We start from the raw sequence: 12323 nt of genomic DNA on the forward strand, positions 1-12323 counted from the left end.
ACCAGCATGCCAGACCCGGGCCGCAGCCAAAACGATCCGTCCATAATCCGGCCACTGTGTCCCGCCCTGTGACGGAAGAACGTCATCAACCAAGTAGCGGAGCTGAGTACCGGGGCCGCAAAGTACTTATATACCGCCGCCTGCACGCCCTGTTACTTTCGAAAAATCGGGCGGAATGTCCGTAAGCAAAGGGCGACGGCGGCCTCCCGCCGTCGTCCTACGGCAAGGGAAGCAGGGCGGCCATGGGGGCAGGGGACGGGGCAACGGAGCAGGCCAGGCTGGCTGCGGAAAGGGTTGCCAGGCTCAAGCGCCAGCTCGACCAGGCCGAACGTTCCACCAAGGCCTGGGATGCCGGTGCCGCCGGCGGGCACGTGGTGGCAGAGAAGCTGAGCGAACTGGTGCCGCGCGGCTGGTACGTGTTGCACGACGTCCACTGGCCGGGCAGGCCCAAGGCCAACCTGGACCACGTCCTGGTGGGGCCGGGCGGCGTGGTGGTGGTGGACGCCAAGAACTGGACCGGAGAAGTCAAAGTCTCCTCAGGTGTGCTGTGGCAGGGCCGCTACGCCAGGACCCAGGCCGTGGAAGGTGCACTGGCCCAATGCGCCGCAGTCGCCTCGGTGATGGCCCCGCCGCACCGCCGGCTGGTGCGTCCCCTCATCTGTATGGCCGCGCAGCCGGACCTTTTTGGCGTGACAAACTCCGATGTCGCCGTAGCGGGTGCCCAGCGGCTGGTGGGTGCCATCGAATCGCTCCCGCAAGTGCTGGACCAGCAGACCGTAGTGGGGATCTACGCGCACCTCGGCCAGCAGCTCACACATGAACAGGAGGCCGGGATTACAGCATTCCGGAACGTCCGGCCAGGGACCGTGGTCCAGCCAACGGGTGCCTTGCCGCCACGTGGGCCAGCGACCGAGGGTGCGACTGGACGGGCAACGGCTGAGGATTCCCGTTCCGAAGGTGGCTCCGGGCCCGCGACGGGCAGGAACACCTCAAACCGGCGCGGGAGCTCTGTGCGGAATCCCGCGGGCCGCCACCTCAAGGCAGCCGGGGTGCGGCAGGGCCGGAACGCCAGGGCCCACCAGCACGCCGGATCCGGTGCGGGACGCCTGGCGCTGCTCGCCGCGTTCGTCATTTTCGCCGTTTATATCCTGCCGTACTGGGGGTACTAGCTCCACGGCCGGCCCATGACGGCGGCTGTTCCGTACCTGCCCTGGAGTGGGCAGGAACCAGCAGTTTGCTGCTGGCCTGCCGGACGGTCTCCGTAAAACGGTTGAGCCGTTCGGAGTCCAGCGTCCAGGACTGCCAGTAGAGGGCAACGTCCTGGTGGCTGTCCTCCAGGCGGACCAGGGACCCTTCGGCGATCTCATCGGTGAGCTGCAGTTCGGGGATCATTCCCCACCCCAGCCCGGCCCTGACAGCGGCGAGGAATCCTTCTGAGGACGGAACGGTGTGGGTGGGCGGAAGCGGGTCAATACCTTTGGCATCAAGCAGCTGACGCTGAAGGGTGTCCTTGGCGTTGAACTTCAGCACGGGCATCACCGCCCAGTCCAGGCCCTCGGGAGTAGTAAACCGGCCATGCAGTCCGGCGGCGGCCACCGGGATGTAGCGCATGTGTCCCAGCAGCTCCACCCGGCAGCCGCTCACCGGGACGGGATCAGAGGTCACTGCGCCCATCACTTCCCCTTCCCGCAGGAGCTGGCTGCTGTATCCCTGGTCCTCGACATGGAGGTCGATGGTGGTGTCATCCCAGCCGGCGGCCTTTGCCAGGACCGGGACGAACCAGGTGGCCAGCGAATCCGCATTGACGGCCAACGGCAGGTGGGTCCGGGATGACCCGCCACTGCCCAGGGCGTTCGATGCCTCGAGCTCGAGCACCTGCACCTGGCGGGCCATGCGCAGCAAGAGCATGCCGGCGTCGGTCGCAGTGCACGGTACGCGGCGGCGCACCAGGACCTGGCCCACCGAGGCTTCCAGAGCCTTGATCCGCTGGCTCACGGCTGAGGGGGTGATGCGCAGCGCGTCCGCCGCGGCCTCGAAGGTGCCTTCGTCAACCACGGCAGTCAGTGCTCTCAGGTGCTCAAAGTTCATGAAGATATTCTAATTACTTAGTAGAATCTTTTATTTGTCTTCATGATATCCGGTCCCCTAACGTCAAACCATGTGGACTGTAGGGCTGACCGGACTATTGACCGGCCTCGCGTTGATCGTGGCAATCGGGGCGCAGAATGCCTTTGTGCTTCGGCAGGGAATCCGGCGGGAACACGTTGGTGCTGTGGTGGCCGTATGTATGGCGGGTGATGCATTGCTGATCATCGGCGGCACGGCCGGCATCGGGGTCCTGGTCACCCGCTTTCCCGAGGCCTTGGAGATATTGCGCTGGGGCGGGGCTGCATACCTGCTCTGGTTTGCGGCCCGGTCCTTCATCGCGGCGTTGAAGCCCTCCTCGCTGACCGAACAGCCGCCGCGATCGAAGCACTCGGTGGTCGGGACTGCGGCGGCCCTGACCTTCCTGAACCCCCACGTGTACCTGGACACCGTGGTGCTGCTGGGCAGCCTTGCCAACCAGCAGGGCGCCGGAACCCGGTGGGTCTTCGCGGGCGGTGCCGTCACCGGCAGTGTGCTCTGGTTCTCCGCCCTGGGGTATGGGGCGCGGAGTCTGGCGGGGGTCCTCAGCAGCCCGCGGACCTGGCGCTGGGTGGACCTGGCCATCGGGGTGTTGATGCTGGTGCTCGCCGTCAGGCTTGTAGTGCACTGACCGCTTCCGGAGGGCGCTTCAGCGGTAGGCTGGGAACCAAAACCTCCAGGGGGAAACCTTGACTGACCAGCCTTCCCAGCGGCACGAATCCGAACGCACTGATGGCGCCCCGCCGTCGGGTCTTGAACCGCCCAGGTTTGCCGCGCCCTACGGCGCGGAGCCCCCGACCCAGCAGCAGTACGGGCAGGGTAGCTATGGGCAGGACAGCCATGGACAGGGCGGCTACGGGCAAAACCAGTATGGCGAACCCGGCCAGCATGGTGCCCCGTATGGTCAGCCGCCAGGCCCGTACAACCAGGGTCCCTACACCCAACCCAGCCCCTACGGCCAAGCCAGTCCCTACAACCAAGCCGCTGGCCCCTACGGGCAGCCCGGGTATTACGGCGGGCCGGCTGAGCCGAAGACGCTCAGTATCGCGAGCATGGTGTGCGGCATTGCGTCGGTGATTATGGGTTTCCTCCTCCTGCCGCAGGTCGCCGCGATCGTGACGGGCCACATGGCGCTCAAGCGGGAGCCGTCCGGCAAAGGCATGTCCATCACCGGCCTGGTCCTGGGCTACTTGTGCCTGCTGGGCTATGGCGCGTTCTGGCTGCTGCTCATTATCGGTCTGGCCTACGCCAGCACGACGTCAACGAACACCTTCTAAACCCTCGGATGCCCTGTCACCTTTGGTCCCCAATGCGCGGTTTTAGGGACAAAAGTGATAGGGCATCTTCAGTTTCTTAGGCTTTGGATCCCGCCGGGAGCGGAAGCTTTTCCGCCGGAGCCGCCGGATAGATTGATTCGGCGGGGGCACGGTTGGTGGCCTTCGCCCATGGGTAGTAGATGGCGAGGGTGACTGCGATCCCCACCAGCCATGAGATGTCGGCGCCGCCCAGCCAGCGGGTGACGGGTCCTGTGTACAGCGCCTGCGCGAGGAAGGGGATCTGGACCACGACGCCGATTCCATAGGATGCCAGCGCGGCGGCGTTCCAGCGGCCGTAGCGGCCGTCCGGGTCGTAGAGCGCGGGAATGTCCAGCCGGTCCCGGGAGATCTTGTAGTAGTCCACGAGGTTGATCACGGACCACGGCGTGAACACCATCAGCAGCAGCAGGACAAAGTTCTTGAAGAGGTTCAGGAAGTCCTTGCTGGCAAAGAGCGCGATGAGGACGCTGGCCGCGATCACCGCAACGATAAAGACGATCCGCACGGTCTTGGACACGGAATCCCTGCGGTTGACGGCAGTGCTGATGGTGACGCCGCACATAAAGGCGCCATAGGCGTTGAGGCAGTTGACGGTGAGTTTGCCGGTGACGATCACCAGGTAGATGAAGATGGCGATCAGGCCGCCGCCGGCAAGGTCGCCCATGTAGCCCACCTGGTTCTTCAGGAAGTCGCCCCCGAGCTTGGCAGCGGAAAGGCCGCCGGCGATGGCGCCCAGGGTCATGGCCCACTGTGCGCCGCCCACGGATCCGGCGAAGGTGTACCAGAAGGTCTTCCGCTCGGGGGTGTCGGCAGGCAGGTACCGGGAGTAGTCGGCCACGTAGGGGCCAAACGTGAGCTGCCAGCCTGCGCCAAGGGCGATGGCGGTAAGGAATGTGGGCCATTCGAAACCCTTGACCATCATCACCTGGGTCACATCGAACTTCGTAAAGACGGCCACTGTCAGGTACAGGAATCCGGCCAGTCCCACTACGGTGGCGATGCGGCCCAGCGCGTGGATGTACTTGTAGCCGAGGATGGCCAGCAGTGCGGTGGCCGCGCCGAAGATCAGGATGCCGACGGCGGGAGCCTCCACGCCGAGCATCAGGTTGATGGCCTGCCCCGAGAGAACGGTGCCCGTGGAGGCAAAACCGATGTACATCAGGATGACCAAGACCAGCGGGATCACCGCCCCGTAGACGCCGAACTGCGCCCGGCTGGAAATCATCTGCGGAAGACCCAGCTTGGGGCCCTGCGCCGAGTGCAGGGCCATCACCGCGCCGCCCACGACGTTGCCGACCAGCAGTCCGACTATGGCCCAGAAGGCATCGGCACCAAAAACAACGGCGAGTGCGCCATCCACGATGGCGGTGATCTGGGCGTTGGCGCCGAACCAGAGGGTGAACTGCCCCCGCGGGTGGCCGTGGCGCTCGCCGGGCGGAATCATTTCAATAGAACGTGCCTCTACGGCACTGCTTGTTGCGGCCATGGCCAACTCCTTGGGTGATAAAACGTAGGTTCCATCACACTGGGTTTGCAGCCCGATAAGAACAGGAAATACCGTCCGGCTGTCCCGTACTCCAGACAGCCCGGCGTGTCGGCGCAAAATTCCCCTCCGAATGGGCTATTCCCCCGCGCATTCCGAAGGGAAATGACCGTTTGGTGGGGAGTTGCCCTCCGGGACCCAGCGGGTGCGCCGCTTATCGGAGCAGTTCCACGTCCGCGAACAATTTCCCGAGAATGTGCAGGTGGCGGAAAACCTGTTCAACAAGGGGCTGATCGACGGCGTTGTTGAGCCTGCGGACCTTGCCGAACTGGTGGGCAGGGCTTTGGACATCCTCTGCGCCCGGCGCGGCCCCGGCCCGAAGCTCCCGAGACGTTGGCTGTCCGGCCGGCCTCCGTGGATGCCTGGACGTCCATTGGAATTTCCCGGCGTCCCCGCCGGCCGGACTTGCGGCAGCTCCTCAAGTTTGGTGCGGGCGACGCGCTGCCGCTGAATGGAGCCGGGCAGGGGGAGAAGGACCCCGGCTCCTGCTGGCCCTGGCCGTGAAATCGCACGGTCGCTGCACGAGCCCATCGGGCTGGAAGCGCCTTCAGTTTCGGTGCTGCTGGGCCAGGGGGCCGGTGGAGGGGCCCTGGCCCTGCTGCCCGCGGACAGGACCATCGCGGCCCAGCACAGCTGGCTCTCACCACTGCCTCCCGAGGGCGCGAGCGCAATCGTCCACCGGACCACCTCGCATGCTCCCTCGATGGCCCAGGCTCAGGGCGTGAACGTGGCTTCCCTTTACGTCCACGGCTTGGTGGACCACATCGTGGATGAGCGGGACGACGCTTCCCTCGAGCTTCCGGAATTCTGCCGGCGGCTGGCGCTCGCCATCGAATACGAGCTGGGATCAGTTGCCGGGATCTCGGTTCCCGAGCTGGTGGCAGCGCGGGCGGGAAAGTACCGCAACGTCGGGAACTTCTGAGCCCTGTGGGCTACCCGCTCGTTATGAAGCTCTGCTCTTTATGCAGCCTCGGGGGCTACCTTCGCTGCGTTGCCCGCGCCCGGCGGGCGTTGGCACGCAGCTGAAGGATGCGCGCGCCGCCCGCCGCGGCCACCAGGACCCCGCCGGTCACGCTGGCGATAAACAGTGCCATGCCCAGTGGCAAGCTTCCTTCGAAGCCCAGGAACCTGACCAGCACCAGGTCCTGGTTCTGGAGGATGAAGATGATCAACAGGATCAGGAGCACGAGGGCGGCCACAACTGCGGCCCACACAACGCCCGCCCGGGTCACCTTGGGCTCGCCGGCACCCGCTGGGGCGGGCGGTGTGGTGGCAGGGGAAGAGTCTGCGGGGCGCGCGGCGGGTACCCCCGGCGTGCCGGTCCGGTCAACCGGCGGCATTCCGTCGTCGTGTGGCTCCAGTGGCCCGTCAGTCCCCGGCGTGTACTGTCCAGCACTCATTGCCGTCCCCTTCCAGGATGCTAAGCATGCTTATGATGCCACTCTAGCGGGGAGGTTTCGGCTGGCACAACGCCACGCCTCCTAACTGCCGGCAATTCGTTGCGCATGCTCGTGCTCCGCGCTGGTCAGTTCAGCGGCTTTGGCCCCCACAAGAGCCCAGCGGGACAGGGTGCCGTCGGGGCGGGCCTGCGATCCTTTGGCAAGCGCCGCGTCAATACGACGGCGGACCTCGGCTTCCTGCCTTGGATCGGCTGCGAAGATTGTCCGGAGCCTTACTGACTGTCCCTCCTGCTGGACGGCAGTGTGGTGGGCGGCGAGCGGGCATGGCGGGGGATGCTCCCAACTGCCGCACAGGGCTACCGTGATCGCAGCTCCGGGGGCCGCCGCGTCGGCGTCGGTGTCAATCCGGAGGGTGGCTTCGTGAACGTAGAAACCGGGCATGCGTCCATTCTCCGGCAACGGGCGCCCCGCCGCCGGACCAGGCCCCGCCTGAGCATCCCCGCACGCAACGGAAGGGCCCCTTGGGGAGGCCCTTCCGAGGACTTCGGCGCTGTGTCGGACCCGGCATTCCGTCAGGCCGGCACTGTGTCAGACCCGTTCCTTGCTCCGCTCGCCGGAGGGGGTGCTGGGCCGTGGCGTCCTGCGCCAGTTGGGGAAGGCCCAGAACTTGTAATCCTGCGCCTTGACTTCCTGCTCCGGAGTTTCCACCGGGGTTTCCTGCTTGGCTTCAGGCTGGCGGTGGGTTTCCTTCTTGACGCCCCACCCGAAGTCCTTGCTGGATGAATAGCACATCGCAGACCTCCTTGTAGTGACTGCCCCTTAATCGTCCTCCCGATATGCCGCAGAGTCGACACCCTGCAAGCGTCCCGCTAGAACCCCAGCTGGTGGGCCACCTGCAGCAGGAGGGTCTCCGAGCCCTTTGGCCCCACCAGTTGGATTCCCATGGGCAACCCCTGGCCGGGAGCTCCGCCGGTCCAGGAAACCGGAACCGTGATGGCGGGCAGCCCGCACACGTTGACCATGGAGGACCACGGCGCGAACTCGCACTGCTTCCGGTAGTCGCCGTCGGCATCTCCTGCCCACTGCGCAGACGGCCAGCGGTCATCACCATGGGCTGTTCCGGTGAACCATCCCACCGGGCGCGGTGTCTGGGCGAGCGCCGGCATCAGGATCAGGTCCCACTGCGCGTACTGCGTCACCGTGTCCCGCTGGAACTGCCGCAGCAAGGCCAGTGCTTCATTCAGCTTCGCCGCGCTGCGCTGTTGGGCACGGCGCCGGAAGGTCCGGGTCAGCGGCGCCAGCAGCGCTTCGCGATGGGGGCTGATTCTGGCCGCGCCCACCGGAGCCGTCCAGACGGTGGTGAAGGCGTCCGGGTAGCGGTTGTCATAGCGGATGGCGGCGTCGCTGAGCGAGTGGCCCGCGTGCTCCAGAAGTTCCTGCCCGGTACGGAGCGCGTCCAGCGCCTCCTGGTCGGGAGTAAAAGGGAAGGTGCCGGACCAGGGGCTGTCGAGGGTGACGCCGATCCGCAGCCGCGGCGGCTCCTGGCCCACAGCCGCGAGGTAGGCGCCGTCCCTGATATCCGCAGGGGAGGGGACCAGCGCATCCATCATCAGCGCGGCGTCGGCCGCGCTCCGGGCAAGGGGACCGGCCACCACCAGCCGTGCGGGGTCGCCCAGGCTCTCCCCGGCCGGCACCAGGCCGCGCCCCGGCTTCAGGCCCACCAGGCCACAGGCGGCGGCAGGGATGCGGATGGAGCCGCCGCCGTCCGTGCCAGGTGCGAACGGAAGAAGTTTGGCGGCCACCGCCGCGGCGCTCCCGCCGGATGATCCTCCTGAACTTCGGCTGGGAGCATGGGGATTGCGCGACGGCGGCGCCACGCGGTTTTCGCTGTAGGCAGTCAGTCCGAATTCGGGCACCTGCGTCTTGCCCAGGCAGACCACGCCCGCTTCCCGGAGGTGCGCCACCAGCGGTCCGTCACTGACTGCCGGCTTGTGTTCCAAGGCAGCGCTGCCGTGGCTGGTCACCACGCCGGCCACGTCCGTGAGGTCCTTGAACGCCAGGGGCATGCCGTGCAGGAGTGGCAGTTCGTCAACAGGAGCGCTGCTTCGGAGCGTGTCCGCCGCGCGGGCGTTGTCCATCGCCTGCTCGGCCGTCACAGTGACAAATGCCCCGAGCAAGGGGTTGTGCCGTTCGATCCGGCCCATGAAGTGGGCTGCCGCTTCCACTGACGAGACCTCCCCTTTGCGGAGGCTGTCCCGGAGGGCGACCGCGGAAAGGTCGTGGAGCTCAGCCAAGGTACCGCGGCTCCAGGCATTCCTCATCGGCGCCCTCTCCGTCCTGGGAACGGGTCACGATGTACGCGCCCTTGCCGCGGACTTCGGCCACCGCCTCGATCAGTGACGTGCCGTGGTAAACCAGCCCCACGCCGTCGTCCGTGCAGTGTGTTTCGCCCAACGTCCCGTCAGCCACCAGCCGGTGCACCAGGGGGCGCCTGCGCTCCTCCGAGTCGTAGTGCACTCCGTTGGCGAATGGCAGGAACGCCAGCCCGTTGGTCACGGCGCGGAGTTCAGGGCCGAAGGAATCCGTGGTGCCGCCCTGGAACCAGCAGATGGACCCGGCAGAAACGCCTGCCAAAACCACGCCGCTTTGCCATGCCTTATGCAGCATGTGTTCCAGGCCGTGGGCCCGCCACACGGCCAGCAGGTTCACGACGGAACCGCCGTTCACCCAGACCACGTCCTGGTCCAGCAGGTGCGCCTCGGGATCGGCGTGGTTGGGCATGGTGAAAAGGTTCAGGTGGCTGAAGTCGAATCCCGCCTGCCGCGACGCCTCATCCATCTCGGCGTTGAAGGCGCGTTGGTCACCGGCGGCCGTGCCGATGTGCGTCACCTTTGGTGCCCGGCCGCTGACGCCGGAGAGTTCGACTGCGTAGTGCAGCAACCGGTCAAATTCGAGTCGGGTGCGGCTGCCGGGCTTGAAGCCGCCCGAGGTTGCCAGAACGGTGGGCTGCTCTGCAGGCAAGGGTCCTCCTAGGGTCTTCCGAGTAGCCTAACGTGCAGTTCTTCCGGGCGGGGGAGGGCCTGTGGGGGCTAGGCTTAACGCTGAACCCGATCAGCCAGACAGGACTTTCCATGAGCGATTTTGATTCCGTCCCCGTCAACGACATCCCTGCCGACGCCGCCATCCTGGACGTGCGTGAGGATTACGAGTGGGTGGCAGGGCATGCCGACGGGGCCCTTCACATTCCCCTGGACCAGTTGCCCTCGCGGCTGGACGACCTCGATCCGGACCAGGACCTGTATGTCATTTGCCGGACCGGCGGCCGGTCCTTCCGCGCTGCACAGTGGCTCACCGGCCAGGGTTACACCGCAATAAATGTCTCCGGCGGCATGGACCAGTGGCTGGAAGCCGGTAAGCCGCTGGTGTCAGACAACGGGCTGAAGCCGCTGGTGCTCTAGCACCTCCGGTTCGCTTCCGCGTTCCGCGCGCCCTGCCCCGGGTGCTCCCATGCCTTCGAAGGAATACCTATGCCTGCGCCCTTTGCCACCTACGCCTTCCTCGGGCCCGAAGGTACCTTCACTGAGGCTGCCCTGCTGAAGGTACCGGGCGCCGGCAAGGCCGCCCGCATCCCGGCGTCGAACGTCAACGTTGCATTGGACAAGGTGCGCGGCGGAGCGGCCGACGCTGCGATGGTGCCCATCGAGAATTCAGTGGAAGGCGGCGTCACGGCCACCTTGGACGCCATCGCCACCGGCCAGGAACTGCGGATCATCCGGGAAGTCCTGGTGCCCATCAGTTTTGTGCTGGTGGCCCGCCCCGGCGTGCGGCTGCAGGACATCAAGCGGGTGTCCACCCACGGCCATGCCTGGGCACAGTGCCGGCTCTGGATGGACACCCACCTTCCCGGTGCTGAATACGTGCCGGGCTCATCCACCGCTGCCGCTGCCATGGGGCTGCTGGAGGAGGAATCCCATTATGACGCCGCGATCTGTGCCCCGCTGGTGGCCCGGGAACAGCCGGGACTTACCGCGCTCGCCGAGGACATAGGAGACAACCCGGGCGCCGTGACCCGCTTCATCCTGGTCAGCCGCCCGGGCATCCTGCCCGAACGCACCGGAGCGGACAAAACCACAGTGGTGGTGCCCCTGCCGGAAGACCGTCCAGGTGCCCTGATGGAGATCCTGGACCAGTTCGCCAGCCGGGGAGTGAACCTCAGCAGGATCGAATCCCGGCCCACCGGGCAGTACTTAGGGCATTATTTCTTCAGCATCGACGCCGACGGCCACATCGGTGACGCGCGTGTCGCGGACGCCCTGGCGGGGCTCCACCGCATCAGCCCGGCCACGCGTTTCCTGGGCTCCTACCCGCGGGCTGACCACCAGGAGACAGTGGTGGCGCCGCATACTTCCGATGGCGCATTCGAAGCAGCGCGGGCTTGGGTGGAAGGGCTGCAGCCGCAAACCAGTCGTCCGGAAATCGGTTCCGCCGCTTCGCCCACAGCGTAGGTGATTGCCTTTTCTACCACTTCCGCGGGCTGTGGACAATGCGTATGCTTACTTGATCCACAATTGGGGGATGGCCCCTAACGAAGGGAGCGGGTCATGACTACCAACAGCTCTGACAACGACGGCCAGGGGATGATCGTTAATCCCCGCCCCACCGCCGACAACCAGGACTGGGACGGCGACGAGGCCGACCGGGCGGACCGCCTGCGCTTCGAAGAGGAACAGGCCATGATCCGTGAGCAGTCCGAGGCCCGCGCCGCCGCCAAGGCAGCCGCCGAGGCGCGCAAGGAAGCCCACGCCTGATCCTCCAGCTTCAGACCAGCAAGCCCTGCCCTTTAACCCTGATCAGTAACGAACGCGGCTCTACCTGCACAGTGACCTTGGTGGCTTCGCCTGCCGTGTCACCGTCGAGCTGGGTGGGCATCGGCTCGGGGCACTTGATGACGACCCTGCCTGACCTGTAAACGGTCATGATGGGCAGTTTGCCGCTGTGCTTGAACATGATTTTTACGTACATCAGCAGCCAGCCGATGGCACTCCGCGGGCTCATCACCACCACGTCCAGCATGCCGTCGTCGATCATGGCCTGCGGAATGAAGTCGATGCCGCCGGGAACCAGCCCGCAGTTGGCAAAAAGGATGCTGCGGATGTTCCGGACCTGGTCCGGGCTGCCGTCCAGCGAGATTGAGATCCTCTTGCGACGGCCGGGCAGGTGGCGCATGCCGGCCTCCGTGTAGGCGAGCCAACCGAACGTTTTTTTGAGGCCGGCGTTGGTGTCGGCCAGGACTTCGGCGTCCATGCCGATTCCCGCGATCACCAGGAATGCGTGCTCGGACGAATGGCCTGTCCGGGAGTTTTCAATCCCCATCCGGGCCGTGTCGATGTACCGCTGGTGGCCGAAAAGTGCGGTTTGCACGCTGCCGTGGAGGTCGTTGACGTCCAGATCCACGTTGCGGGCCAGGAGGTTCCCGGTGCCCAGCGGGATGATGCCCATCGCGACGCCGGTGCGGGCGAGGGACTCAGCCACCACCCGGACGGTGCCGTCGCCGCCGCCCACCACGACGACGTCGGGCTTGTGCTCCAACGCCGCCTGCACCTGGGAGAAGCCCGGATCCTCCGCCGTCGTTTCGTAAAACACCGGCTCATCCCAACCGGCCGTCAGGCAGGCGCGCTGGATAGTGGCTTTGGCTTCGTCGGAGCGGGCCTTGATCGGGTTGAGGATCACCACCACGCGCTGATCAGTGAGCCCCGGTTTGTGGGCGTCCCCGCCCACGGCGCTGCGCACATGCAGCGCCTTGAGCCTGCGCACTCCCCACCAGCTGGAGATGGCAAAGGCAAGCGCCACCGCAATCAGCACGTAGAGAATCAGGTCGCTCATGGTCCCCCAACAGTATCCCGGCGGGCGGTGCGCCGGTCCTGGACGCCTGCGGCCGCC

At 66.2% G+C, this 12323-nt stretch carries 14 protein-coding genes and 1 pseudogene; 7 read left to right on the plus strand and 8 right to left on the minus strand.

Going from position 1 to position 12323, the window contains the following annotated elements; genetic code table 11:
- The first annotated feature begins 242 nt into the window (after nt 1-242).
- Nucleotides 243-1169 carry an NERD domain-containing protein gene (locus AC5RUQ_RS03200; RefSeq protein WP_493945954.1) on the plus strand — a complete coding sequence of 309 codons (927 nt, stop codon included), beginning with the start codon at nt 243-245 and terminating at the stop codon, nt 1167-1169.
- Here AC5RUQ_RS03200 and AC5RUQ_RS03205 read toward each other — a convergent pair.
- Nucleotides 1129-2088 (minus strand): LysR family transcriptional regulator ArgP, encoded by a 960-nt coding sequence (locus AC5RUQ_RS03205; RefSeq protein WP_493945955.1) that lies wholly within the window; start codon nt 2086-2088, stop codon nt 1129-1131. The genes AC5RUQ_RS03200 and AC5RUQ_RS03205 overlap by 41 nt on opposite strands.
- A 70-nt stretch (nt 2089-2158) precedes the next feature.
- Between AC5RUQ_RS03205 and AC5RUQ_RS03210 the strand changes: the two genes are divergently transcribed.
- Nucleotides 2159-2755, plus strand: a complete 597-nt coding sequence (locus tag AC5RUQ_RS03210) for a LysE/ArgO family amino acid transporter (RefSeq protein WP_493945956.1) — start codon at nt 2159-2161, stop codon at nt 2753-2755.
- A 58-nt stretch (nt 2756-2813) separates the two neighbouring features.
- The gene (locus tag AC5RUQ_RS03215; RefSeq protein ID WP_493945957.1) at nt 2814-3401 is read left to right on the plus strand and encodes a DUF4190 domain-containing protein; all 588 of its coding nucleotides are present in this window, start codon (nt 2814-2816) and stop codon (nt 3399-3401) included.
- Nucleotides 3402-3477: 76 nt separating this feature from the next.
- Here AC5RUQ_RS03215 and AC5RUQ_RS03220 read toward each other — a convergent pair whose 3' ends face one another.
- On the minus strand, nt 3478-4926 hold the full coding sequence (locus tag AC5RUQ_RS03220; protein WP_493945958.1) for a purine-cytosine permease family protein: 1449 nt from the start codon (nt 4924-4926) through the stop codon (nt 3478-3480).
- 208 nt (nt 4927-5134) lie between these two features.
- Here AC5RUQ_RS03220 and AC5RUQ_RS03225 point away from each other — a divergent pair.
- Nucleotides 5135-5905: pseudogene (locus AC5RUQ_RS03225) on the plus strand (carboxyl transferase domain-containing protein); the annotation flags it as partial.
- 55 nt (nt 5906-5960) lie between these two features.
- Here the strand turns inward: AC5RUQ_RS03225 and AC5RUQ_RS03230 are convergent.
- The 5 genes from AC5RUQ_RS03230 to AC5RUQ_RS03250 all read right to left on the minus strand — a co-directional run bounded on the left by AC5RUQ_RS03230 (nt 5961) and on the right by AC5RUQ_RS03250 (nt 9404).
- On the minus strand, nt 5961-6383 hold the full coding sequence (locus AC5RUQ_RS03230; protein ID WP_493945959.1) for a lipopolysaccharide assembly protein LapA domain-containing protein: 423 nt from the start codon (nt 6381-6383) through the stop codon (nt 5961-5963).
- An 81-nt stretch (nt 6384-6464) separates the two neighbouring features.
- On the minus strand, nt 6465-6824 hold the full coding sequence (locus tag AC5RUQ_RS03235) for a hypothetical protein (RefSeq protein WP_493945960.1): 360 nt from the start codon (nt 6822-6824) through the stop codon (nt 6465-6467).
- Nucleotides 6825-6971: 147 nt separating this feature from the next.
- Nucleotides 6972-7175: a hypothetical protein gene (locus AC5RUQ_RS03240; protein ID WP_493945961.1), complete on the minus strand. Its 204-nt coding sequence runs from the start codon at nt 7173-7175 to the stop codon at nt 6972-6974.
- Nucleotides 7176-7252: 77 nt separating this feature from the next.
- Nucleotides 7253-8677, minus strand: coding sequence for an amidase (locus tag AC5RUQ_RS03245; protein WP_493946388.1), 1425 nt, complete (start codon nt 8675-8677; stop codon nt 7253-7255).
- Nucleotides 8670-9404, minus strand: coding sequence for a Type 1 glutamine amidotransferase-like domain-containing protein (locus tag AC5RUQ_RS03250; RefSeq protein ID WP_493945962.1), 735 nt, complete (start codon nt 9402-9404; stop codon nt 8670-8672). Before AC5RUQ_RS03250 ends, AC5RUQ_RS03245 begins: the two co-directional genes overlap by 8 nt.
- A gap of 110 nt (nt 9405-9514) precedes the next feature.
- Here AC5RUQ_RS03250 and AC5RUQ_RS03255 point away from each other — a divergent pair, with 110 nt between their 5' ends.
- The 3 genes from AC5RUQ_RS03255 (at nt 9515) to AC5RUQ_RS03265 (ending at nt 11191) form a co-directional block, all read left to right on the plus strand.
- A complete protein-coding gene (locus AC5RUQ_RS03255) occupies nt 9515-9841 on the plus strand; it encodes a rhodanese-like domain-containing protein (protein ID WP_493945963.1) in 327 nt (108 codons plus the stop codon).
- 69 nt (nt 9842-9910) lie between these two features.
- Nucleotides 9911-10888, plus strand: a complete 978-nt coding sequence (gene pheA, locus AC5RUQ_RS03260) for a prephenate dehydratase (RefSeq protein WP_493945964.1) — start codon at nt 9911-9913, stop codon at nt 10886-10888.
- Nucleotides 10889-10984: 96 nt separating this feature from the next.
- Nucleotides 10985-11191, plus strand: coding sequence for a hypothetical protein (locus tag AC5RUQ_RS03265; RefSeq protein WP_493945965.1), 207 nt, complete (start codon nt 10985-10987; stop codon nt 11189-11191).
- 10 nt (nt 11192-11201) lie between these two features.
- Here AC5RUQ_RS03265 and AC5RUQ_RS03270 read toward each other — a convergent pair whose 3' ends face one another.
- A complete protein-coding gene (locus AC5RUQ_RS03270) occupies nt 11202-12266 on the minus strand; it encodes a diacylglycerol/lipid kinase family protein (protein WP_493945966.1) in 1065 nt (354 codons plus the stop codon).
- Between the last annotated feature and the right edge of the window lie 57 nt (nt 12267-12323).

Source organism: Arthrobacter sp. MDT2-3 (assembly GCF_059090465.1).